Source organism: Rossellomorea sp. y25, from assembly GCF_038049935.1.
Lineage (GTDB): Bacteria > Bacillota > Bacilli > Bacillales > Bacillaceae_B > Rossellomorea.
In genome coordinates, this window is sequence record NZ_CP145886.1 from 2,553,736 (window position 1) to 2,576,959 (window position 23,224).

General features: G+C 38.9%; 22 protein-coding genes. 8 read left to right on the forward strand and 14 right to left on the reverse strand.

The window, feature by feature from the left end; all coding sequences use genetic code 11:
- Positions 1 to 22: 22 nt before the first annotated feature.
- From AAEM60_RS12770 to AAEM60_RS12785, 4 genes are all read right to left on the reverse strand, one after another.
- Positions 23 to 1,957: an endonuclease MutS2 gene (locus AAEM60_RS12770; RefSeq protein ID WP_341356459.1), complete on the reverse strand. Its 1,935-nt coding sequence runs from the start codon at positions 1,955 to 1,957 to the stop codon at positions 23 to 25.
- A gap of 425 nt (positions 1,958 to 2,382) precedes the next feature.
- The gene (locus AAEM60_RS12775; RefSeq protein WP_299737407.1) at positions 2,383 to 2,805 is read right to left on the reverse strand and encodes a DUF4395 domain-containing protein; all 423 of its coding nucleotides are present in this window, start codon (positions 2,803 to 2,805) and stop codon (positions 2,383 to 2,385) included.
- Between the two features lie 123 nt (positions 2,806 to 2,928).
- Positions 2,929 to 3,372 carry a ferritin-like domain-containing protein gene (locus AAEM60_RS12780; protein ID WP_341356460.1) on the reverse strand — a complete coding sequence of 148 codons (444 nt, stop codon included), beginning with the start codon at positions 3,370 to 3,372 and terminating at the stop codon, positions 2,929 to 2,931.
- 67 nt (positions 3,373 to 3,439) lie between these two features.
- Positions 3,440 to 3,718, reverse strand: a complete 279-nt coding sequence (locus AAEM60_RS12785) for a DUF1232 domain-containing protein (protein ID WP_341356461.1) — start codon at positions 3,716 to 3,718, stop codon at positions 3,440 to 3,442.
- Positions 3,719 to 4,092: 374 nt separating this feature from the next.
- Here AAEM60_RS12785 and AAEM60_RS12790 point away from each other — a divergent pair, with 374 nt between their 5' ends.
- Positions 4,093 to 5,694, forward strand: a complete 1,602-nt coding sequence (locus AAEM60_RS12790; protein ID WP_299737413.1) for an ATP-binding cassette domain-containing protein — start codon at positions 4,093 to 4,095, stop codon at positions 5,692 to 5,694.
- A gap of 61 nt (positions 5,695 to 5,755) precedes the next feature.
- Here AAEM60_RS12790 and recQ read toward each other — a convergent pair whose 3' ends face one another.
- The 4 genes from recQ to AAEM60_RS12810 form a co-directional block, all read right to left on the reverse strand.
- Positions 5,756 to 7,888 (reverse strand): DNA helicase RecQ, encoded by a 2,133-nt coding sequence (gene recQ, locus AAEM60_RS12795; protein ID WP_341356462.1) that lies wholly within the window; start codon positions 7,886 to 7,888, stop codon positions 5,756 to 5,758.
- A gap of 140 nt (positions 7,889 to 8,028) precedes the next feature.
- Positions 8,029 to 8,160 carry a hypothetical protein gene (locus AAEM60_RS12800; RefSeq protein WP_299737417.1) on the reverse strand — a complete coding sequence of 44 codons (132 nt, stop codon included), beginning with the start codon at positions 8,158 to 8,160 and terminating at the stop codon, positions 8,029 to 8,031.
- A gap of 153 nt (positions 8,161 to 8,313) precedes the next feature.
- Positions 8,314 to 8,529, reverse strand: a complete 216-nt coding sequence (locus AAEM60_RS12805; protein WP_034758928.1) for a cold-inducible protein YdjO-related protein — start codon at positions 8,527 to 8,529, stop codon at positions 8,314 to 8,316.
- Positions 8,530 to 8,766: 237 nt separating this feature from the next.
- The gene (locus AAEM60_RS12810) at positions 8,767 to 8,898 is read right to left on the reverse strand and encodes a YuzL family protein (protein WP_299737424.1); all 132 of its coding nucleotides are present in this window, start codon (positions 8,896 to 8,898) and stop codon (positions 8,767 to 8,769) included.
- A 154-nt stretch (positions 8,899 to 9,052) separates the two neighbouring features.
- On the opposite strand from AAEM60_RS12810, the gene AAEM60_RS12815 reads away from it, so the two are divergent.
- Genes AAEM60_RS12815 through AAEM60_RS12825 form a run of 3 tightly spaced genes read left to right on the forward strand, consistent with a single transcriptional unit; the run spans position 9,053 to position 12,828 of the window.
- The gene (locus AAEM60_RS12815) at positions 9,053 to 10,567 is read left to right on the forward strand and encodes a spore germination protein (RefSeq protein WP_299737427.1); all 1,515 of its coding nucleotides are present in this window, start codon (positions 9,053 to 9,055) and stop codon (positions 10,565 to 10,567) included.
- Positions 10,568 to 10,579: 12 nt separating this feature from the next.
- Complete coding sequence (locus tag AAEM60_RS12820) at positions 10,580 to 11,692, forward strand: GerAB/ArcD/ProY family transporter (protein ID WP_299737429.1); 1,113 nt, start codon at positions 10,580 to 10,582, stop codon at positions 11,690 to 11,692.
- Positions 11,689 to 12,828: a Ger(x)C family spore germination protein gene (locus AAEM60_RS12825; protein WP_341356463.1), complete on the forward strand. Its 1,140-nt coding sequence runs from the start codon at positions 11,689 to 11,691 to the stop codon at positions 12,826 to 12,828. Before AAEM60_RS12820 ends, AAEM60_RS12825 begins: the two co-directional genes overlap by 4 nt.
- Positions 12,829 to 12,865: 37 nt before the next feature.
- Here AAEM60_RS12825 and AAEM60_RS12830 read toward each other — a convergent pair whose 3' ends face one another.
- On the reverse strand, positions 12,866 to 13,216 hold the full coding sequence (locus tag AAEM60_RS12830; protein WP_299737433.1) for a DUF1033 family protein: 351 nt from the start codon (positions 13,214 to 13,216) through the stop codon (positions 12,866 to 12,868).
- A 171-nt stretch (positions 13,217 to 13,387) separates the two neighbouring features.
- Here AAEM60_RS12830 and AAEM60_RS12835 point away from each other — a divergent pair, with 171 nt between their 5' ends.
- Positions 13,388 to 13,843, forward strand: coding sequence for a cupredoxin domain-containing protein (locus AAEM60_RS12835; RefSeq protein ID WP_341356464.1), 456 nt, complete (start codon positions 13,388 to 13,390; stop codon positions 13,841 to 13,843).
- A 65-nt stretch (positions 13,844 to 13,908) separates the two neighbouring features.
- Here the strand turns inward: AAEM60_RS12835 and AAEM60_RS12840 are convergent, their stop codons facing one another.
- The gene (locus tag AAEM60_RS12840) at positions 13,909 to 14,268 is read right to left on the reverse strand and encodes a CrcB family protein (RefSeq protein WP_299737437.1); all 360 of its coding nucleotides are present in this window, start codon (positions 14,266 to 14,268) and stop codon (positions 13,909 to 13,911) included.
- On the reverse strand, positions 14,258 to 14,635 hold the full coding sequence (locus tag AAEM60_RS12845; protein WP_299737439.1) for a CrcB family protein: 378 nt from the start codon (positions 14,633 to 14,635) through the stop codon (positions 14,258 to 14,260). The genes AAEM60_RS12840 and AAEM60_RS12845 overlap by 11 nt, the downstream gene beginning before the upstream one ends.
- 507 nt (positions 14,636 to 15,142) lie before the next feature.
- Between AAEM60_RS12845 and yidC the strand changes: the two genes are divergently transcribed.
- A complete protein-coding gene (yidC, locus tag AAEM60_RS12850) occupies positions 15,143 to 15,883 on the forward strand; it encodes a membrane protein insertase YidC (RefSeq protein ID WP_341358000.1) in 741 nt (246 codons plus the stop codon).
- A gap of 52 nt (positions 15,884 to 15,935) precedes the next feature.
- Here the strand turns inward: yidC and AAEM60_RS12855 are convergent, their stop codons facing one another.
- Positions 15,936 to 17,114, reverse strand: a complete 1,179-nt coding sequence (locus AAEM60_RS12855; protein WP_341356465.1) for a D-alanyl-D-alanine carboxypeptidase family protein — start codon at positions 17,112 to 17,114, stop codon at positions 15,936 to 15,938.
- A 255-nt stretch (positions 17,115 to 17,369) separates the two neighbouring features.
- On the opposite strand from AAEM60_RS12855, the gene AAEM60_RS12860 reads away from it, so the two are divergent.
- Together AAEM60_RS12860 and AAEM60_RS12865 are read left to right on the forward strand one after the other, a co-directional pair.
- Positions 17,370 to 17,999, forward strand: a complete 630-nt coding sequence (locus tag AAEM60_RS12860; RefSeq protein WP_341356466.1) for a 5-bromo-4-chloroindolyl phosphate hydrolysis family protein — start codon at positions 17,370 to 17,372, stop codon at positions 17,997 to 17,999.
- A gap of 14 nt (positions 18,000 to 18,013) precedes the next feature.
- A complete protein-coding gene (locus tag AAEM60_RS12865) occupies positions 18,014 to 19,150 on the forward strand; it encodes a toxic anion resistance protein (RefSeq protein ID WP_299737445.1) in 1,137 nt (378 codons plus the stop codon).
- Positions 19,151 to 19,220: 70 nt separating this feature from the next.
- Here AAEM60_RS12865 and AAEM60_RS12870 read toward each other — a convergent pair whose 3' ends face one another.
- Positions 19,221 to 20,795, reverse strand: coding sequence for a cation:proton antiporter (locus AAEM60_RS12870; RefSeq protein ID WP_299737447.1), 1,575 nt, complete (start codon positions 20,793 to 20,795; stop codon positions 19,221 to 19,223).
- A 499-nt stretch (positions 20,796 to 21,294) separates the two neighbouring features.
- Positions 21,295 to 23,214, reverse strand: a complete 1,920-nt coding sequence (locus AAEM60_RS12875; RefSeq protein WP_341356467.1) for a VWA domain-containing protein — start codon at positions 23,212 to 23,214, stop codon at positions 21,295 to 21,297.
- Positions 23,215 to 23,224 lie beyond the last annotated feature (10 nt).

The following is a 23,224-nucleotide window of genomic DNA, read 5'->3' on the forward strand; positions in this document are numbered from 1 at the left end:
GTGCTTCAGTACGTCTTTATGATCATTCATGATCTATGGTTAATCCTTCAACAAAGCCTTTACTCATCTGTTTATCTTTCTTACGATTTTCTTTGCTGTTAAAAATAATATCAAAGTCATAGTCATCGGGATATAATTCCTGGGCTGACACATATAACTCCAATCGTTTATGATTAAAACTTCTTTTTTCTCCTTTTATTTGAACCATGTAATCCCCCATTTCATCAGGTCCTTCATACACTATCCCGAATTCTCCAATCGGCGAAATTTTCACATTATCTCCTTTGTGAAATAATCGAACTGAACTGTTTCTCTTTAATGAATTGGGTTTTCTATGAAGCCTTTTTTTGTATTTGTTTACAATAACCTGCTTCTCCATTTCCTTCTTCGCATGATAATCAATTTCTCCAAGGCTATAGCTTTTCTTTTCTCTATACGTAATTTCATGTGCTTTTTCAATGATCTCAGGGTGCATTCCCAGTTTCAACGCAATGGAAAATGCTTGACTTTCGCCTCCTTCCCCTACAATCAATCGATACGTTGGTTGCAATGTGTCGATATTAAATTCCATACTTCCATTCATAAATCCCTCGTGTTCTTCTGCAAAATGTTTTATTTCACTATAATGAGTAGTGGCGAGGATCGTTGCGCCCTTCTCATATAATTGTTTCAGGATGGCTGTGGCCAGACCCATTCCTTCCAAGGGATCAGTACCTGAACCGAGCTCATCTAACAGAACCAGAGTTCGATCATTTGTACCCTTTAAAATATCGATAATATTTTTAATATGGGAGCTGAATGTACTTAAATTTTGCTGAAGGCTTTGACCATCCCCTATATCTAAAAGAATATCTTGATAAATACTGATTGCACTGCCCTTTTCTGCCGGAATATGAAGGCCGCATTGGGTCATGAGTGTAAGAAGGCCCACCGTTTTGATGGCGACCGTCTTACCTCCAGTATTGGGACCGGTTATGACTAATGCATGAAAGCCCTCACCCATCTGAATGGATAATGGTACTGCCTGTTTTCCAAGCAGGGGATGAACTGCATTTATCAAATGTATTTGATGATCTTCATTTACCATGGGGCTCACACCATCAATGGAACGGCTATATTTCGCTTTTGCGAATAATACATCATAATGTACCATTGTTTCAATCGCCAGTTTTAATTGTGGTTCATATAATTGAACCAATCCTGTTAATGTCCAAAGGATATTCTCGACTTCACGGTCTTCCTCCAGTTTATAAAACAATAGTTGGTCCTGCTGATTGCATAATTCCTCTGGTTCAATGTATAAGGTTGACCCGGAAGCAGAAGTATCGAGTACCGCACCTTTCATTTTCCCCCTGTATTCTTTCTTGATCGGGAGGACGTATCTGCCGTTCCTCTGGCTCACAATCGATTCTTGAAGGAACGATTTATACTTGGCCGACTTTACAATCGATTGGATTTTATCCTTTAAGCGGTCCTCTTGAATCCCAACTTGCTTTCTAATCCGCAGTAACTCTTTACTTGCGTAATCATCTACTCTACCATTTCGGATGCATCGATTGATTTCTTCCCCAATTTCAGGGATATCTTCAATGGAATAGACATAAGAAGATACCCTCGGTGCCACCCACTGTTTATCCTGCATATATTTTTTCAGCTTTTTACATGCATCCAGAAAATAATACAGGTTTGTAAGCTGATCCGGCCTTAAAGGTACTCCTTTATTTAGATTAGCTATAATGTTTTCTACTCCGTCCAGTGCATGAATCGGGATACTGGCACTCTTCTCCAGGATTCTAACGGCTTCTGTTACTTCATCTAAACGCATATCAATCTGGCGGATGTTTGTTGTGGGAATCATATTGATCAGTACTGTTTTTCCTTCTTCTGTCAGAGCAAATCGGGTTAGCTCCTCTTTCACTGAGTTAAATTCTAATGTTTGAAACGTTTTTTCGTTCAATGTTTTCTCCTCCATATACAAAAATAGACCACAACGAACAATGTCCATTGTGGTCTTCCTTCACTCGTATACTAATTACCCCGTAATAGCAGCTTGTGCTTAGGCAAAACGTGTATCGTTCAAAACTCGAAGTTAGAAACGACTACATTGATTTCCCGCATTGTGCACAAAAAGAGCTGTGCACAAAGACACAGCTCTCCTAATAAAGGTTTGAGTATGCTATGACCATTGTTCTTAACTACACTTTGAAGGCATAACTAAATAAGCATTAATCAATAGCCTAATTTTAAGGCCACTGCCTACAAAATGTCCGTATTCATTTCACGGTTAGTTAAGAACGACACCTAACATATAACATACTCCCTTAATATACAGTAATTAAATTCATGATTAGTTTACGATGTATGGGATCTATTGTCAATAGGCTATTGCATAGACCGTTTATATTGGAACCTTTTCCATTGAAAACGAATAAAGCAACCGATACAGAATCCTGCAAGAGCAATTGATGCTGCCAAGAATACCATTCCTGAGAAAATATAAAAGCCTGTACTCCATCCAGCTAGAGTACTAATGATAGCTGCTCCCAGGCAGCTCACGGCAATGATATTATTAAATTGCTGTTGATCAGCGTCTTCAGCTGGGTAGGATGACAATTCTTTCTTTAAGAAATGCCTCCCTGTTTTTATGACAGGATTGAACTTGAATAGTACAGACGTCAATCCCACCAGGAATGGAAGTACTAAGAAGAAATCTATTTGAAATACCCATGAAAAGGCAACAGATGTAACGATAAACCATTGATTTAATTGAACGAGCGGTTTTGGTATTGAATTGAATGTATCCACTTTTAATCCATACCTTCCTTATTGGAATTATTGTAATTATAGTGTAATGGATACAGCAGTAAAAATCAAAAGAAAAAACCGAAAGCAGCTGCCCATTTTTTGGCTACTTTCGGTTCTTATCATTTATAGGTTCCTTAGTATTTCTGCATGACGCTGTTCATCATATGCAGCCCTCATGAATCTACGTTTGGCTCTTGGCTCGGTAAGCCGGTTTGAAATGGATAAATAAAAGGATACCGTTTCACTTTCATCTTTAATGCTTTCTCTTATTCCTTGCCGGTAATTCGAAGGAAGGTCTCTTGGATTGACTAAATTAATGGAAGGGTAGCGACCGGTCAGTTGTAAATACGATTGTGTAAATCCATTAAAATGACGGATCTCATCTTGTCTTATTCCCAGGATCGCTTGTTTGGCTGTATCATTCGGGGCAAGTTCAGCCAGCTGTGTATAGTAAGAAATAGCTTTGAACTCATCATTAATGGCTTTTTGTATATCCCTTCTCAACTGTCGATCGATTTGACGGTCGTCATGATTTTCAAAGTAATATGGATATTGATTGTACATCATACATCTCCTCCTAAAGCATTGCCTTTTACAGACTATGATAGAAGCCCATCCATAGTGATGCTCTGCGTCATTTCTTTAACTCGTATCGATGCTGTAACTCTTCAGGAGCCATCTTCACGATAAGCTGAAGAACAAACGCAAACACTGCCAAATCATCAACAATACCAAACAAAATAAAAACATCGGGAATCAAATCAAACGGAACCCAGAAATATCCCGCCACCAGCCCAATCGAGAATACCTTCTTAAATAACGAAACCTCTTTAGACCGAAAAAAATCAACCAAAAACGGCACCGACCTGCGAACATTAAAAAGAAACCTCACCCGCTTCACAAATTTCATCATTCGCTCTCATCACCTATCTTTTATTATTTTGTTATCATAGCACAACAAACAATGGAAGGGATTGAGCATTTCAAGAGCATCTGCTAATATATAGCATTGATTTTTGGCTCATTTCAGCTTTGCTGAAAGGCGAGGGAAACATACGTTTCCCTCGAATGAGCCAAAAATCATCTCAAACAGAATAACCAACTGCTTCTCCCAATAAATAGTGCTACCACCCACCCCAAACTCAGCTTCCTTCCCTCCATTCCAAATCCTTCATCCGCTTATGTAAAAAGCAGGTTAATTTATAACTGTTCAGCCCAATACTCTATCTTTTTAGCATACTAGCGTGTTATAATCTTTTAGATTGAGTATTAGGAGGTATATCACACATGATTCAAGTATCAGATGTAAGCTTACGTTTTGGTGATAGAAAGCTATTCGAAGACGTGAATATAAAGTTTAATCCAGGGAATTGCTACGGACTTATCGGAGCAAACGGTGCTGGTAAATCAACATTTTTAAAGATTCTTTCAGGAGAAATCGAAGCGCAGACCGGCCACGTGTCGATGGGTTCAGGCGAGCGACTTGCTGTATTAAAGCAGGATCACTTCGAATATGAAGAATATGAAGTGCTAAAAGTTGTCATTATGGGGCATTCCCGTTTATATGAAGTGATGCAGGAAAAAGATGCCATCTACATGAAAGAAGATTTCTCTGATGAAGACGGTATGAGAGCTGCAGAATTAGAAGGTGAATTTGCTGAGCTTAACGGTTGGGAAGCTGAATCAGAAGCTGCTATCCTACTAAAAGGCTTAGGAATCAACGAAGATCTCCACACGAAACAAATGTCCGAACTAACAGGTGGGGAAAAAGTAAAAGTATTATTAGCACAAGCACTATTCGGCAAGCCGGATGTTCTTTTACTGGATGAGCCTACCAACCACTTGGACATTCAAGCGATTCAGTGGTTAGAAGACTTTTTAATTAACTTTGAGAACACAGTCATCGTTGTATCGCATGACCGTCACTTCCTAAACAAAGTATGTACACATATTGCTGACCTTGACTTTGGAAAGATCCAAGTTTATGTCGGGAACTATGATTTCTGGTATGAGTCCAGTCAATTAGCACTTAAAATGGCTCAGGATCAGAATAAGAAGAAGGAAGAAAAAATCAAAGAGCTTCAGGCTTTCGTTGCCAGATTCAGTGCGAACGCATCTAAATCAAAACAAGCCACTTCCCGGAAAAAATCGTTAGAGAAAATTTCATTGGATGACATCAAGCCAAGCTCACGTCGTTATCCATATGTACAATTCAAGCCAGAGCGTGAAATCGGGAACGATGTTCTACGTGTTGAAGGTCTTACAAAAACGGTTGACGGAGTAAAGGTCTTAAACAATGTTTCCTTTATCTTGAATAAAGAAGACAAAATCGCACTTGTCGGAGCAAACGAAATTGCCAAAACGACTCTTTTCAAAATACTAGCAGGTGAAATGGAGCCGGATAGCGGCACATTCAAGTGGGGAGTGACGACATCTCAAGCTTACTTCCCGAATGAAAACTCCAAGTACTTTGAAGGAAATGAACCTTCCCTTGTGGATTGGTTACGTCAATACTCACCGGAAGATGAGAGCGAAACATTCCTCCGCGGTTTCTTGGGTCGTATGCTGTTCTCAGGTGAAGAAGTATTGAAGAAGCCAAGTGTCCTTTCCGGAGGAGAAAAAGTTCGCTGTATGTTATCAAAAATGATGCTGAGTGGATCTAATGTTCTTCTATTGGATGAACCAACAAACCACTTGGATCTAGAATCCATCACGGCATTAAATAATGGATTGATTAACTTCAAGGGCGCCATGATTTTTGCATCTCATGACCACCAGTTCATCCAGACCATCGCTAATCGTATTATCGAGATCACCGAAGATGGTGTAATTGATAAAGAAACTACGTACGATGAATTTCTTGAAATGAAAGCTTCTATGAAAGCTTAATGTATACCAGAAAAAAGCAGGTAGCCGGATGGCACCTGCTTTTTCTATTTAGTCCTTATTCTCATAACTGATATTGTCCATGTTTTACCAAGTATCCTTTAATCTGAAAATAGCTTATTTTTTTCGGTAATTCTTCTTTAATGGGCTTTAAGAGGCCTGCCCCTACTTTCGAGACTGCATCCTCAATAAGTTCTTCTTCTTCTTCTGTAAAAAGGATAGACCAGTCTTGCGTGATGCCTTCCTGATAGGAACGGATGATATGATTTTCGATCGTTGCCGTACTCATTCCCCGCTCTTTCGCAATTTTCTTTATATCCATGTTATCTTTGAACAATTCATAACTGATTAAATGGGACGCTTTGTCAGACTGACTTGTCTTCCGTGATCGCGAAGGCTTGACGACCTCAACTTGATGTTCGGGATTCTCACGTAAAAAAACGGAAATTTCGTTTATGAAAATTTCTCCATACCGATTCAGCTTGTTTTCACCTACTCCGCTAACCTGCAGAAATTCTTCTGATGTTTTCGGCATCTTCACACACATGTCTTGAAGCGACTTATCGGAGAAAATAACGAAAGGTGGTACTCCTTCTGAATCCGCAATCGATTTCCGGAGTGTTCGCAAGGTCTGGAACAATCCATCTTCTTTAAGGTTGATGGCCGAAACAGTAGGCTGTACCTTTCTAGTTACGCATCTTTCCCCCATTAACACCTCTTTGCCTTTAGATGAAACTTTCAGGATAGGAAAGCTTCCACCCTCGACTTGTATGACGCCCTCTGAAATCAAATAATCGATGAACAGACCGACATCCTTCTGAGATTGCTCCTTCATTAATCCATATGTGGAAAGCCGGTCGAATCCCCATTCCAGGATCTTTTTGTTCTTTGACCCCGTTAGTACACCGCTGATGAGTGAGGTTCCAAATCGTTCATTCATTCGTATCATACAGGATAATACCATTTGTGCCTCTCTCGTTACATCCTCAGACTCCCTATCATCCAAGCAATTGCTGCAATGACCGCATGCTTCCACTACATGTTCACCAAAATACGCTAAAATGTAGTTCTGCAGGCATGCTTCTGTATGGACAAAGTCAACCATTTCACGTAATTTCTGCATCTCATTATCATGTAATTCCTCATTTACGATATTCTGGTCAATGATATACCGCTGAGTCTGGATATCCTGAGGTGAAAATAATAAGACACATTCGCTGTCCACTCCATCACGGCCTGCCCTGCCAGCCTCTTGATAATATCCCTCCATATTCTTGGGAATTTGATAATGAATCACAAAGCGTACATTTGATTTATTGATCCCCATACCAAATGCATTGGTTGCAATCATGATGGTAATGGAATCATTCAGAAAGGCTTCCTGCTGTTCCTGCCTAACTGTATCAGACAATCCGCCATGATATTTCCCGACGGAAAATCCCTTTTTCTCAAGATACATATAAAGGTTTTCAACTTCCTTCCGGGTGGCGCAATAAATGATGCCGGAATGCTGATGATTCTTTTGTACATACCTTTCTACCCAACGCTTTCGATCTTCACCTTTTACAACTTGGAAGAACAAATTCGTCCGTTGAAAACCAGTTAATACTTTATATTGATCCGGAATGTGTAAATGATGAAGGATATCAGCTTGTACTTGTGGAGTTGCAGTAGCGGTCAATGCAAGAATGGTGGGATTTGATTGTAGTTGATTAACAGCGTTATAAATCCCTAAATAGCTTGGTCTGAAATCATGACCCCATTGGGATAAACAATGCGCCTCGTCAACAGCTACAAGGGGTATGGGTAATGAATTGAGGAAACGGATAAACCCAAATGATTCTAATCTTTCAGGAGCAATATAAACGAGCTTGTATTCACCTAAAGAAATCTCTTCCATTCTTGTCTCTACTTCATTATTCGATAATGTACTATTAATATAGGTTGCTGGAATCCCCTGATGAATTAACGAATCCACCTGGTCTTTCATTAAAGATATGAGTGGAGAGATAACCAATGTTACTCCATCAAGCATTAAAGCGGGAATTTGGTAACAGAGCGATTTCCCCCCTCCTGTTGGCATAATTCCTACAGTGTTTTTTCCATCAAGTATGTATTCGATAATACTTGCTTGTCCATCTCTAAATTCATCATAACCAAAGTATTGTTTTAATACTTGTTGTGCTTCTACGATCACATTTTTCCCCTCCAAGAAAATTATTCGTATTCCTTTATTGTATTCCAGAACGAGGAACGTGCCAATAGAAAGCTCCGATTTTTCAAACAAAAGGCTGTACATTCGTATACATACACGTAATGCACAACCTTGCCATTAACTTAAAACCACTTAACTGTTTTTTCTTCTTTATTTACTTCAACAGGCTTTGACAGCTTCCAAAAGCTTTCCCATACATTTTCTTTACTCTCAGTAGAAGTACTCTTGACTTCCTTCTCTTTCTTGTTAGACATGGTGCTCCCTCCTTTAATACATAAATACATTACATACTATTCAAATGTAAAAAAAGAGTTTAATAATTTTTTTAAAAACACTTCATGGGATGAGGTCAGTAAAGCCCGGTCAAGAAAAAAGAACCAATCAAATGATTGGTTCCTTACGATCCATTAGGATGATTTCATTGTAGGATGTGGATTGTCTACAACTTGTAATACCTTGGTAGATGTCACCATATCTTCTTTACAAAGCGGACACTTAGGTGTATCTTCACTTTTGAAGTTATCTCTCATCCAGCCTTTACAATCTTCAGCGGAACAAGCCCAAATCTTTGTTTCCTCTGTTTTAATTTCTTCTTCAACTTGATTTCTACGACCAAAAGCCATTGAACGTCCTCCTTTAAGGTAAGTAGGATTTCCTTGCTATGCTTCTAACAGGAAAATAATGATTGTGGTAATTTATGCTGCAGATAGTATGTGGTCAGTTAGGTGTAGCCAGTTTAATCGGAACAATTTCTACGATTGTTTCCATTATACCATACTTGACTCCAATTTAATATATGAACTCCTTAGTAAACGGAACAATCGCCTCATATGTAATGAAGGAAGGATAAAGATCCTTCGTCATTTTTTCTTTCTGCTTCTAGAAGAAGGAGCCTTTACTCCACCCGGTAATTCCTGGTTGGTCGTACCTTGTCCCTCCACTTGAGAAGAACCCAGGACAGCTTTTGATGGATCTTTTTTCTTGTTGCTCATCTGCTTCACCTCCACTCCTACCTTGCCCAAATCATTCACGATTTATGTATGGATTTTCCTCATTTCATTACATGGATTTTACGCCATCATGTGATTAAGAAAAGGATTCATGGGAAGTCTAATCAATAAATTAAGGTTTAGGGTGTTGAATTCTGTGTTTAGACGGAGAGAAGTAAAAAAGGATATTGATAACGGGTCCCCCCATAGCTTTGATATAGAAACGTTTCACAAAGAAGTACTCACCTTGGTTAGCAATAGTGAGGATTTAGTTTTTAGAATCATTACGATCGGCGAACAGAAACTCGCCGTGGTTTACTTTGATGACCTGATCAATACAACATCGATGCAGGATAGTATTATCAGACCACTTGAGGAAACTTCTGGAGAGCTTAATTATCATGTCATCCAAGATACGATTAATATTGCGAAACTTACACAGACGAATCAAATTAACGACGTTATAGACAACTTAGTAAATGGAACGGCCTATATTTTTAAACAAGGCGATACTCACGGAATTTTAGCGGATGTAGCTGATAAAGGAACAAGGGCCTTGGAAAAAGCTGAAACAGAATCCCTTGTGTTTGGTCCTAAAATTTCTTTTACAGAATCCATTACGAAGAATTTGAATTTAATTCGTTCTAATATTAACGATCCTAAACTATGCGTGGAAACCTTCATGATTGGATCAAGAGCGAAGAAAAAAGTTCAAATGGTATACATAAAGGACATTGCGGAAGAAGAGAACGTAAATACGTTTAGACAGCGTATTACGGAAATTGAAGTCGATAGTATAGTGGATTCCACAGTGCTCGCTCAAATGATAGAAGATAATTCATTTACATTCTTCCCGCAATTTATAACGACTGAGCTGCCGGACCGCTGTAGCATCTCACTTCTTCATGGAAAGATCTGTTTACTTGTCGATCGCAGTCCTACAGCGATCATCGGACCATCCACGTTTATGAATTTCTTTGAATCCACGGAAGACATTTATATGAGATGGAATATGGGTACGTTTTTAAGATTGATTCGCTTTGTCGCCATTTTTTTCTCGATTCTTTTAACACCGGCATATGTGGCGGTCTTGACGTTTCATTACGAGGTCATTCCCTCTGCTCTCCTTGTTTCTCTGGGACAGTCAAGATCTAACGTTCCATTTCCTCCCGTGTTCGAGGCAATTTTATTGGAATTCATCATTGAGCTCCTGAGAGAGGCGGGAGCTAGATTACCAACAAAGGTCGGGCAAACCATGGGGATCGTAGGTGGTATCGTCATCGGTCAAGCGTCAGTGCAAGCAGGATTCACGAGTAACATTTTGATTATTATCATCGCGATATCCGCTTTGGGTTCGTTCACTGCTCCGAGTTATGCAATCGGTACAGCCGTGAGAATCATCCGTTTCCCGATCATCATCATGGCGGGGTTATACGGGGGTGTGGGAATCATGTTTTGCTTCTGTTTTATTCTCATTCACTTATTGAAAGTGACAACATTGGGCAGACCTTATCTATCACCCATTTACCCATTTAGGTTTGCAGACTTCAAATACAGTCTATTCCGCTTACCTTATCAGTATTTAGTCCAACGTCCGATTTCCAACCACCCCATAGATCAGGGAAGAATCCCTGAGAAGAAAGCAAAAGAGAAGAAAGACGTTGATGAGTAAAGGATGAAATGTATGAATATTAATGTGAATCCAAAGGAACGGTTAATGTTTAATGCCTTCTTGATAATGTTTATCGTACACACAGCCCAAACCGGAGTCGGAATTGCAGGACTACCCAGGGTCATTTACATGGAGGCAAACAGGGACGCATGGATTTCTGTTCTATTAGCTGGAATTCTCGTTTCGTTCGTTCTATTTCTCATGGTAAAAACGCTTGAAACATACGACAGTACCGATTTGTACGGTATCCATATGGATATTTATGGTAAATGGATCAGCAAAGGAATTAACGTTCTTTATATTGGATATTATCTCAGTGTCACATACGTGATTTTAATGAACTATATCGAGATGGTCCAGGCATGGATATTCCCTAAAATGCCTACATGGCTCTTGATGGGGTTATTGATTTTTTTAATGGTTTATAGTGTGTTGGGGGGGATCCGGGTTGTGGTCGGTATTGCCTTTTTAGGGCTCATCTTTGCCTTCTGGTTAATCTTTATGATCTACACCCCTATTAAATATCTGGACTTCAATCATCTTCTACCTGTTTTAACATCTTCCCCCAAAGAAATAATGATGGGTATATATAAATCAAGCTTTACCCTTATTGGCTTTGAATTGGTGTTATTTGTGTACCCTTACATCAAGGAAAAGAAAAAAGTACTAAAATATGGCCTGATTGGTGCAGGATATTCCACTTTTCTCTTTACGATTGTGACCGTTGTCAGTATCGGGTTTTTCTCAGAAGATGCCCTTTTAAAGACCATCTGGCCAGTCCTGTCCATGTTCAAGATATTGAGGATCCCAAACTTGGAGCGATTTGAATTCATTGCCGTCTCTTTCTGGATGCTGGTCATCCTTCCAAACATTTGTCTCTATTTTTGGACAGCTTCAAGAGGAATGAAAAGAGTATTTAATGTTTCTCAAAAAAAATCCATTTACCTTTTCGCCATCCTGCTATGGCTATTATCCCTATGCGTGCAGGATCGTCTCACGATGAATGTCATTACAGACAAAGTTGGGACCTCCAGTTTTATTCTTTCCCTTGTCTATCCCTGCCTCTTATTCATACTGGTTAAATTGAAATACATTAGTAAGAAAGAAAAGGGTGTAGATGTATGATTAAAACCATCATGCTTCTTCTGCTTTGTCTTTGTACTTGTTTCTTAAGCAGCTGTGTGGAGTCAAAATATTTAGAAAAGCTGGGATTGATTACAGCCGTTGGATATGATCAGGCTGAAGACGAGAAAATAACCGGCACAATGGTCCTGTATCAGTTTAACCCGGCAATGCAGGACGTTGAAAAGGTACTGATTAGTAAATCTAAGACCAGTAAAGGAATCCGTCTGTCGCAGAATTTAGAAACCGATCATAAGCTTGTTTCCGGTCAGTTAAGGATTACTGTTTACGGAAGGGAGCTTGCGGAAAAAGGGATTTCCCACTTAGTTGATACGTTGGAAAGGGATTCTTCCATTGGGAATATGGTGTACTTAACAATTGCTGATACGACTGCCGAACAAATCCTGAATTATCAAATGACGGAAAGACCTTCGAATATGGGGACGTACTTATATAACTTGGTCAGGCAAAATGTTGAATCGGAGACACTTGTTTCACCGACACTTCAAGAATTCGTCACTGATTACGGCAGTGTTGGCAAAGACCCCATGCTGCCATTGCTAAAGGCATCAGACGGGAAGGTTGGAATAGATGGCTTCGCATTATTTACACGGGATAAATTCATTAAAGAGATAAAAAAAGACAAGATTTTTTTTATTCGATCTCTTATGGAAGATTACGATGCCGGTAGCGTCGAAGTGGATCTGCCATTAGAAAAGTTCAAACCTTACTTGACAAGTCCTCATCTTGGACAAGAAAAAGATAAGGTTTATATTATGATTGATAGTATCGAATCATCCCATAAGATAAAAACAAAGAAAAAAGCAACACCAACCTTTGAAGTGAAATTGAATATCGAATCACGTTTACTTGAAATGTCTGAAGAAATGAAGTTGTCAGACCCAAAAGCGTTAAGCTTACTTGAAGATGAGATTGGGGATTATATCGAAAAGAACATTAAAGAAATTATCTTGATGCTTCAAGAGGAAGGCACTGATCCGATTGGATTTGGTATGGAGTATAAAAGTATAAGGGGGAACGAAGATTTATCGAGGGAAAAGTGGGATAAGCTGTACAAGGATGCTTCTTTTCATGTGAAAGTAGAAAATAAAATCATACGAACAGGAGTGATTGATTAAACCTTAGGGTCCATCCAATAAAGATGGACCTATTATTTTATTCCTCTGTAACTCGATCTGTAATTTCGTTGATGACGGACTCACTCTTGATTTCCATCGGTTGGCCATTCTCGAAAATAATCAATCCGTAATAGACCTGCAGATCATCGTCACACGCTTCACAAAAAAACATTTCACCTGGGTCCCAAAACGCAATTGAGTGCATCCTCTTACTTTTTGACTTACGATGGCTTTTACTAAGGCTTCTCATTTCCTCAAGAAACCTTTCGATTGCTTCATCCCTGTTATTAAACGTCCACTCTTGAACAATATCTTTTTCCCAGCCTTCAAAAAACCACCAAGGCTCTGCATCACTTTTTGTTGTCATGACTCTCCATATATTATTCAATGCTTCACCCTCCTTTTTTCCATGACCAAATTGTACATAAAATATGAACGAAAGAAAAATATTTAAATCATGCTACTCTAAATTATTGACAAGTCCCCCCATGTACAAGCATACGATTATTAGAAAAGACCTATGTTGATCAAAGCAAGTTATAAAAGGGAGGAAAAACATTTGAATTTTATTGTTTTGAAGAAAGGCTCCATCATCGCCGTGTTGGTTACAATTATGATCATTACAGTCGGAACGATATGGACATTATCCTCTAAAAACTCCTATCCTACCGTTTCATTATCAGATAATACGGGTGAGAAACAAGTCATTCAGCTTGTCACAGGGGAATTCAAATCAGAAACACCTGGGGGAAAAGAAATAGAAGCTTATCGATGGGATCCGGGTACGATTGTAGTTGAAAAAGATCATCCTGTGGAATTGCGCATTTATGGTGTTAACGGTATGGAACACCCGTTCTATATCGAGGGAACCGATATTAAAGGTACAGTGAAAAAAGGGGAAGAAACCGTTGTAAATGTGTCGTTTTCAAAAGAGGGGACGTATAGACTGATTTGTGAAACACATGATACCATTGATCTTAACGGTCCAATGATCGCGTATATAGTAGTTGATTAATGTATGAATTGTGGGTACTCTAACATGGAAGTTAGCCACTTGGGGATCTTGGGCATGGCATCCTATTACAATGCCATGCCCATTGCATACCCTGCCGCTCCCAATACGACCCCAATGAGATAACTTGCGAAAAAATAAAACAGACCCATTTTTGTATTTTCCTGGAGAAGTCTCAATATCTCCCAGTTTAAGGTTGAAAAGGTAGTAAATGCTCCACACACTCCGATCCCGAAAAAAAACATAACATTCTCTTCAGCACCTCTTCCAACCAGAAGTCCCAAAAGTAAAGAGCCAACTCCATTAACCAACAGAGTCGCTTTCGGAAATCGCGAACTACTGCATCGCTTAACGACGTTCGCAACTATAAACCGTCCGATTGCCCCAACACTCCCCCCTAATGCGATCAACAAAATGCTAACTCCCATGACCGATCACCCTCCCTTTCCTTCCAGAGACAAAGCCCAAACATGCAAAAAGCATCCCTCCAAAAGAAGTAATGGTCATATATAAGAAAATCATGCCCCATTGCTCTTGCAAGAAAAAGGTGACCAACTCGATACTAAGTGTCGAAAAAGTTGTAAAAGAGCCCAGGAACCCTGTTGCAATAAGTAAATACGATTTTTCATATTTAGAAGACCATCGACAATAGAAAAAGGCTAATAGAAAGCTTCCCAGGAGATTCGCCGTTAGTGTCGCGAACGGCAGCCCATTTTGAATGGTCCAAAGATAACTGATTCCCCACCTGCAAAAACTTCCCAACGCTCCACCGATCCCCACTAGTAAATATTTCATTCTGTATAACATCCCTATTTTTTATGATTATTTTTTGGTGAAACCTATTGTTCACAATTTCGTATATACAATTACCATAGTTTCTTTTTCCATTTGGGAGTATACTTTAACTGGAACAGAGTTAATGCTTTAACAATTATATTGATCAGTAAATTAAAGGAGTCTTCTCCATTGACATTTATCATTATACAAGACTTATTAGATTTTTACTTAAGTCCATTACATTTTAGTATAGTATTACTATTTATCTTCGCTTTGATTTGGGAGCACTTACCTGGCACATTTCATCTTTACGTACGACCCTATGATAAGAAAGTTGAAGGACAAAATTTTATCGCAAAGTGCGTTGCAGCTAATGAAATTATTCCTATCGGGATCCGGTTCATTACATGCATGAAATTTCAATTCTACCATACCGATAATGACGAAGAATCCTCTTCTGTTTGCTTATAACCAGCAAGCATTTATACAGAGGAGGAATTATCATTGAGAAAAATTTCATTCATCATGCTCTTGTCACTATTCACTCTAACAGGGTGTCAAAGTGCAACAACTGAAGGAGCGTTCTTTCACGACTATCTTGTTAACCCATTTTCGTTTCTCATCCATGAAATAGGTACCTTCCTGGGTGGAAACTTTGGTCTTGCGATCATTGTCATTACCCTTCTTATTCGTCTCGTTCTTCTTCCTTTTATGCTTAAAACGTATAAGAATCAACAGGATATGAAAGGAAAAATGGCATTAATCAAACCGGAGATGACGCAAATCCAAAAGAACATAAAAGAAGCGAAAAATAAAGATGAACAGAAGAAGCTTCAGCAAGAAATGATGTTGCTTTACCAAAAACATGGAGTGAATCCTCTTAATATGGGATGTTTACCCTTATTCATTCAAACCCCCATATTGATTGGGTTATACTATGCGATTCGGTCATCATCTGAAATTGCAAGCCACTCCTTTCTATGGTTTAATTTGGGACAGCCGGACTATATAATGGCCATCATCGCTGGTGTTGTGTATTTAGCCCAAGCTCGGGTATCCTTGATGAATGTTCCTGCAGAACAGCTTGCCCAAATGAAAATAATGAGTTACCTTTCACCCATTATGATCTTTATTTTTTCAGTTAATGCGCCGGCTGCCTTACCACTGTATTGGACTATAGGAGGGGCATTCCTCATATTACAAACGCTGATTGGTAAGACTCTTTATCATCATCAACCATCTTTAGAAAAACAAGAAAGTCAATGAAAAAAGGGAGCCCTCAAGCTCCCTTTTTTACAATTATAAATGATGGATAGGATTATTTTTTGACAGATCCTTTTCTGAAAATGGATATTCCCACAATGAACAGCAGGATCATGTAAATAAATAACGGATAAAACAGAGTTTGTTGACGTAATTCATCTCCGTAAAACACTCCTGTACTTTCTGTTGAAGCAACTGCGTTTTTGTGTTTTACAGAAGAGTTCATCACAGGATTCAGCTTGGTTGAAACTATTTTTTCTTTATCTTCGTTATAAAGGGTTAAAACGCCATTACGATCCAGGGCCTCAGTAAATTTTCCATTCGCAGGCTGAGTATATTGGAAATTCTCTTTAAGCAGAAAGGATGTATCCTCATATTGAAAGGCTGTTTCCTTTGGAATATAGCTTCGAATGAAGTTACTTAGTCCATAATCAAGTAGCTTTGTGGTATCTGAATAAATGGCTCTTTTTGACTGAGCCTTCATCGTAACAACTACTATAGAAAGGTCTTCATTTTCAGCTGAAGTAACAAGGGTATGCTGGGATTCATTGATAAACCCGTTCTTCCCTCCGGTCACTTCAGGATAGAGAAGCTCTCCTTTCACCATTTTGTGATGATTATAAAGAGTTGTATTCCACCCCTCAGTCGACCAATCGATGGACTTTAAACTAAATAACTCTTGAAATTGTTTGTTCTTTAAGGCGTAGCTTGTAATCAAGGCCATGTCATATGCCGTGGTATAGTGATTCTCCCCGTACAGTCCATGAGGATTCTCAAAGTGTGTATTCTCTACACCTGCCTCCTCCTTTAAATAGACGTTTAATTTATTCGCAAACTGCTGTACGGACCCTTCCGTATGCTCAGCGATGGCCACCGCTGCATCATTTCCGGAGTTAACCATCAGTCCTTGAAGCAGCTGCTTCAAGGACACTTTCTCTCCGGCTTCCAAATACACTGTGGATCCTTCCGTATTACTTGCCTTCTCACTGATTTCGACTTGATCATTGAGATTCGCATGCTCAATGGCATAAATAGCTGTTGCTATTTTGGTGATACTTGCAGGATTCATTCGTTTATTGGAGTTTTCAGAATACAAAACACTCTTTGTTTTAGAATCTATAATAATAGCCGAATCGCTAAATAAATCTTTAGGTTTTTTTACATTATTTTCTTGAGCTGATACGATAGATGTAGAAAAGCAGAAGAAGATCAGCACAATGAACCATTTTTTCATATATCCACACACCTGTCTTGTCAATGTACTAACCCATTCTACCAAAAATATATTTCTTTTAATCATGAATGTGAGAAATGTTAAGAAATTGAAAGAATGATGTAAATTCCTGTCATCCATTTCGGCCTGTATAGATAAAAAGGGGACAAAATTTCCATTTCACCTTCAATTACAATAAAATAAGAGTATGATATGAAACCTTTTTGCACATTTAATCGTATTTAAACTAAGCATCTTTATTAAGGGGTAGATGAAATGAATACATTTCTTCAATTTTTAGTACGAACCGTCATCTCATTCAGTATAGGGACCAGTAGTTTTATCGCCTACTTACTCCTATTTGACTTAGGATTCCCTCTAACATTCTTATCAAGCCTCGGTACAGGGATTCTCTTTTTCTTTGTTGTAAAGGGGCTGCAAAAGAGATGGTGGCTAAATAAAAATGGCCTTTCCTCACAGGAATTTCGATATATTAACAAGAATTTAAAAGAGGCGAAAGAAAAAGTTAACCGCCTTCAAAAACAACAATTGAAGGTCAGATCTCTGGGAGCCTTCAAACAAATTCTGGAACTGAACCGATTGAGCAGAAGAATTTATCAACTCGTAAAGAAAGAGCCAAAAAGATTCTTTTCAGCTGAATCATTTTTCTTCTATCACCTGGATTCCGTTGTTGAAATCACCGAAAAATATACGTTTCTTGCTGCTCAACCCGGCAAAAACAAAGAAACATTCTTATCACTACAACAAACACGTACGACTCTGGATGATTTGACAGGGTCATTGGAAAAAGACCTGCAAAATGTATTGGCTAATGATATGGATACATTAAAGTTTGAACTAAACTTTGCCAATCAACATCTATCTAATAAAAAAGAATTAAAATAAATTTCGGAGGTTTTATGATGGAGCATCGAAATGAACAATCTGAACTGGATTTGCTGCTTTCCAACCCGTTTGGGGAGGAAGTTCAGGCCGTCAAAGAGCAATCTCCTTTGCTACTTGACCGATTACCTAAAGAACAACAGGAAAAAGCAAAGCAACTGGCCGCTCAGATCGACTATAAAGACTATGAAGCCATTCTAAAATACGGAACAGCCGCTCAATCACAATTATCGAATTTTTCTCACTCAATGCTTGATCATGTCCAGAAACGGGATATTGGGCCGATCGGGGATGTCTTAAGTGATTTAATGAAGAAGCTCGAGCAAATGAATCCTGATGAGCTGAATACTAAACAAAAAGGTGTGTTTAAGAAACTATTTCGAAAGGTTTCTTCTTCTCTGCAGGAGGTTCTTTCTAAGTATCAAAAGATTGGATCCCAAATTGATCGGATTTCAGTCAGACTTGAGCACTCCAAAAAAACCTTACTCGATGATAACCGGTTGTTGGAAACTTTGTATGAAAAAAATAAAGACTATTTCCAAGCACTGAATATGTACATTGCAGCAGCTGAAATTAAACGTGAAGAGATTCAACATACACTGCTTCCTTCATTACGCAAGAAAGCGGAAGAAACGGATGACGAGTTGATTTATCAGGAAGTCAATGATACGATGCAGTTTCTAGATCGATTGGATAAGCGTATTCATGATTTAAAGCTGAGTAGACAAATGACCATTCAGTCTGCCCCTCAAATACGCTTAATTCAAAATACGAACCAGGCACTGGCAGAAAAAATACAGGCATCAGTACTCACAGCCATTCCTCTTTGGAAGAATCAAATTGCCATAGCCCTGACTCTTTTGAATCAGCAAAAGGCTGTAGCCGCTCAGAAACAGGTTTCACGTACGACCAATGAACTTCTTCTAAAAAACTCAGAGATGCTTAAAACGAATAGCATTGAAACAGCAAAAGAAAATGAACGAGGAATCATTGATATTGAAACGTTAAAGAAAACACAAGAAAACCTTATTTCCACCATTGAAGAAACCTTGGCCATACAAGCAGAAGGACGCCAGAAACGTCAGCAGGCAGAGCAGGAAATGGTCTCGATGGAACACGACTTAAAACAAAAACTTATTGAAATCAGAAAGTGAAAGAGGAGCCGATTTGGCCCCTCTTTTACTTTTTTATTTATATATTATGAGCCCAAACCAACACCTTCTGCTATTTCTCCTCATTGTGAACAATGCTATCCGTTATTGCATCATACTCCTTTTCCGCGATGGAGCTTGTGATGATTTCTTCTTTTTCCAGTTTCGCAACCGCCTCATATTCGGCGTATAGCGCGTGTTTTCTCAGTGTCGTTAGCTGATCTGCTTTTATTACTGGATTTCTTTTGAATAAATCATCCAATTGAGCTTTTAACATGTCAATTCTTTTGGTATACATATCGATAAGCTCATTTGATACAGGGTCTGTAATATAAAGCTTTTGTTTAACGCGATGGATTTCTCCAATGGCTGTTTCATATCTGTGGAGCTGGCTGAGCAATTTTTCAAATTCCACATGTCCCTCTTCTTTCGGTTTAATCCCTAATACATTGATCAATGGTTTGATTGTTAATCCTTGGATGACAAGGCTGAATAATACCACACTAAATCCAAGAATTAAGACGTCTTCTCTTCCTGGAAAATCTCTCGGAAGGCTGAGGACCAAGGCGATTGATAACGATCCTTTCAAGCCACCCCAATTCAAAATATGCTTCCATTTGTGAGGGAAGTTCCCGATGAGAGATAAACTTGTATAGACTGCAATACTTCGTGCCACGAGTACTAATACAATGGCTGCAAAAATATACGGCCATTTCTCAACTAGGTCAATCCTTGTTATTTCAAGGCCGACCATTAAGAACACGAGGGAATTGGCCAATAACGCGGCTACATCCCAAAAACTATTAATGTTCAATTTGGTTGTAGGGCTCATACCGATTTTCCCGCCATAATTACCGAAAATAAGAGCTGCAATTACGACAGCGATAACACCTGAAGCATGGACGCTCTCTGCAAGGAGAAATGAACCATAAAACAAAATCACACTAAATATAATTTCCAACGGATAGTCATCGAAGTACTTCGTTAAAACGGAAAATGCATAACCGAGGGAACTTCCAATAATGACACCCAGGGATACTACCCGGATGAACTCCCAGACACCACTCCCAAGTCCGGCCCAGCCAGCATCAATATAGGATAGTAAATAATAAGCCGATATATTGAACAATACAACGGCTAAACCGTCATTAAATAAACTTTCGCCTTCAATGACAACCGCCAACCTCTTCTTAACTCCTACACTCTTGAATATGGATAGTACACTGACAGGGTCTGTCGCACTCATCAATGCCCCAAAAACAAATGCTGCCGGAATGGGAAAGTCAAAGAAGTAATACGCTGAAAAGCCGATAATTAAGAACGAAATGAATGTTCCTCCAAAAGCCAAGGCAATAATCGGCTCCTTGTTCGCACGCAGATGGGTGAAAGGCAGCTTCAAAGCTGCTTCACCCAAGAGCGCTGGTAGAAATAATGTGATAATGACAAAATTAAATACTTCTCCTTCAGTGATAAAATCCTTGAGGGGCTCCAGTACCGGTATATTGAATAACCCGATAAGGGCACCTACAATGACAAGGGCAATTGGATATGGCTGTTTGAATTTCTTGGCAATCGCCGTGATGCCTGCTGCGATCATCACTAAAATAAGTCCCAGTTCAAAAATATGGTGCATATCTAACTCATGCATAATCACCGTGACCTCCCTTTCTTTATCATTTTTTCCTCATCTCTTTATTTGTAATCTTCCCTTCGGCATGAATATGACTCACAATTGTATGCTTTTTTACCCAATAAAAAAGAATGACCATCTACGCTAAAGTAAGCATGGTCATTCTTCTATTATACATTTTTTTCCTCTTTTTTTTGAAATTAACGCATTTTTTCATTTACAGATTCTTTCTAAACCATGGAGGGGTATATTGTTTCGTGGTGTTTTTTCCTTGCTTCCATCCTTTTAGATTCAAAATGTGATTTATCCTGTGGTAATCATGGATCGCGGCATTCATATCAGAAATATTGTTCATCTTATCCACCCCTTTAATTTTATTACTTTCAGTATATTGCAGGTAAAGGGAATTCGAATGAGATGGATGATTGATTTTGTTTCAGCCTCAGGACTGATTTGAATTCCTCCGCACCAAAAAAAGACGACTACATGTTTTACCATACAATCGTCTTCTTTTCATCTAAATACTTTTGTACAGAAGCTTTCGCAATAAAGGAAATAACACTTCAGGGAGTTCTTCTACATCTGAAACAAGAATGCTGTAATTCCCATATATGTTCTGAATGGTTTTTCTTTGCCCCTCATCTATCTCACCGTTCGCTAAAAAGACGTTGATGACTTCAATCCCTTGCTTTCTTGCATCTAAAACAGCTTCATGAGTATCAACGATCCCGTTCTGCTCATAATCCATCGCTGCCGGCTCACCATCTGAAAAGACAAGAAGGAATTTCTGTTTTTCGTTCCGTTTCAGAATCCGTTCTGTCATTAAACGGATGGCAAAGCCATCCCTATTATCTTCTTCAGGCTGTAGCTGCATGATCTCTGAACCACTGTTAGGTTTTAAGGATGAATAGAAATCCAGTACAGGATTCATATAATTTGGTTGACTGGTCTTTGTCGCCCTGTTCGTATCTTCCCAGAAGCCGACTACCTCATGTGGTACACGAACCGATTTTAATGATTCATGAAATAACGTAATCCCCTGCTTCGTTTGATCCATTTTGTCATACATCGAACCTGAACAATCTACCAATAATGAGAAAACAGCATCTATTTCAGATGAAGGGTTTTGCTTTTTATAGAAAAGTCTTGGGTTATCGTCTGTGATAAAGCGCAATAACTTTTTGTTCAGCCTGCCGAAGTGCAAATCACTTCTAGGCTGGATCCGCTTATGCTCCAATGTTTTCTCGATCATTTTCTGAAGCTTCTTTTGATAAGGAGCAATTATCCCTTTGTTAAGGTTATACAAGTGCTTGTCTTCAGGAGTAGGAATGGTTGGTGAAATAAAGTGAGGTACAGCAAAGCGATTGTCCTTTCCATACTCAGCTTTTCCACCTCCAAGTTCATCTCTTTCTTGCTCCTGCGCTTTCACATTTTGGTACTGCTCCTGCTCCGTTTCTTTAGCTGAGCCCTGTACCATAGCCATTGCCTGGTCTCCATCATCTCCTTCACGGACACCTTCGCCCATAAGATCGGATTGAGACCCTTGATCTAAGTCAAACTGAAGGAATGACTCCCCTTTGTCACTCGTTTCCCGGTGCCAAGTTCGGAATTCTTCATCTATCACTTCTTCCTCCCCTGTGCTCTCTTCTTCCAACACATCCTGATTAGCAAGGGGATCTTTTCTTTTTAAATCGTCAAATGTTTCAGTAATCAATTCCTCCGAGTTATACACATCTTCAGGCAAATGGAAGTATTCATTTAACATATCTTTTTTAACAATCTCATCTATTACTTCTACCATTTCCAAGCAAATTCTTACCACATCTTTGGTGTTACGGGTTTCAAAGAAGCGGGTGATTTGCCGGTGCAAAAAGGGCATTGCTAAATCAATATCCTCATTTATCCTAACAGGTGCCTCTAATGGAGATTGTGCATGGAGAAGAAGGAATATTGAATTAAATAATGCATCTGTAAAAACACTTTTCGTAATGTTTACTTTAAGCTGTGCTTCGAAGTGCTGGCGATATAATTTTCTTCTCGTCTCAAAAGACTTCTTAGTTCCTGGACGCTTTGATTTACAGATTTCCTCTAAGCGTGCTTCTTCACCAATGACAAATAACTGCTTGGCAAACCGGGGAACAGAAGTTGCTTTCACCTTCTCAATATAATCGATAACATCATCGTTTGTGGTTTCATGAAGATTACCGATTGTCCTTAAATAAATATCACTTTTCAATCCATGTACTTCTTCTTCTTTTTTTCGGTGATCCCAAAAATGACTGACATAAACCGTTCCTTCTTTATAATCCAGATAAGAAAACGGTCCGTATTTCAAGTTCATATCGGCATTTTTGGAAAGTGTTTTCGTCAAATCAGCCATTTCCATTACTAAAAAAGAGTCTATGGTTTCATCATTAAATTGAATAAATCGATGCATTACAAGTCCC

Bases quoted from the DNA above. Each gene is read 5' to 3' on its own strand.
- AAEM60_RS12825 (WP_341356463.1), top strand. From the start codon at position 11,689: ATGATTAAAACCATCATGCTTCTTCTGCTTTGTCTTTGTACTTGTTTC.
- AAEM60_RS12790 (WP_299737413.1), top strand. From the start codon at position 4,093: ATGATTCAAGTATCAGATGTAAGCTTACGTTTTGGTGATAGAAAGCTA.
- AAEM60_RS12875 (WP_341356467.1), bottom strand. From the start codon at position 23,214: ATGCATCGATTTATTCAATTTAATGATGAAACCATAGACTCTTTTTTA.
- AAEM60_RS12785 (WP_341356461.1), bottom strand. From the start codon at position 3,718: ATGATGAAATTTGTGAAGCGGGTGAGGTTTCTTTTTAATGTTCGCAGG.
- AAEM60_RS12845 (WP_299737439.1), bottom strand. From the start codon at position 14,635: ATGAAATATTTACTAGTGGGGATCGGTGGAGCGTTGGGAAGTTTTTGC.
- AAEM60_RS12800 (WP_299737417.1), bottom strand. From the start codon at position 8,160: ATGTCTAACAAGAAAGAGAAGGAAGTCAAGAGTACTTCTACTGAGAGT.
- AAEM60_RS12820 (WP_299737429.1), top strand. From the start codon at position 10,580: ATGAATATTAATGTGAATCCAAAGGAACGGTTAATGTTTAATGCCTTC.
- AAEM60_RS12855 (WP_341356465.1), bottom strand. From the start codon at position 17,114: ATGAAAAAATGGTTCATTGTGCTGATCTTCTTCTGCTTTTCTACATCT.
- AAEM60_RS12870 (WP_299737447.1), bottom strand. From the start codon at position 20,795: ATGCATGAGTTAGATATGCACCATATTTTTGAACTGGGACTTATTTTA.
- AAEM60_RS12810 (WP_299737424.1), bottom strand. From the start codon at position 8,898: ATGAGCAACAAGAAAAAAGATCCATCAAAAGCTGTCCTGGGTTCTTCT.
- AAEM60_RS12840 (WP_299737437.1), bottom strand. From the start codon at position 14,268: ATGGGAGTTAGCATTTTGTTGATCGCATTAGGGGGGAGTGTTGGGGCA.
- AAEM60_RS12860 (WP_341356466.1), top strand. From the start codon at position 17,370: ATGAATACATTTCTTCAATTTTTAGTACGAACCGTCATCTCATTCAGT.
- AAEM60_RS12805 (WP_034758928.1), bottom strand. From the start codon at position 8,529: ATGGCTTTTGGTCGTAGAAATCAAGTTGAAGAAGAAATTAAAACAGAG.
- AAEM60_RS12865 (WP_299737445.1), top strand. From the start codon at position 18,014: ATGATGGAGCATCGAAATGAACAATCTGAACTGGATTTGCTGCTTTCC.
- AAEM60_RS12780 (WP_341356460.1), bottom strand. From the start codon at position 3,372: ATGATGTACAATCAATATCCATATTACTTTGAAAATCATGACGACCGT.
- yidC (WP_341358000.1), top strand. From the start codon at position 15,143: ATGCTCTTGTCACTATTCACTCTAACAGGGTGTCAAAGTGCAACAACT.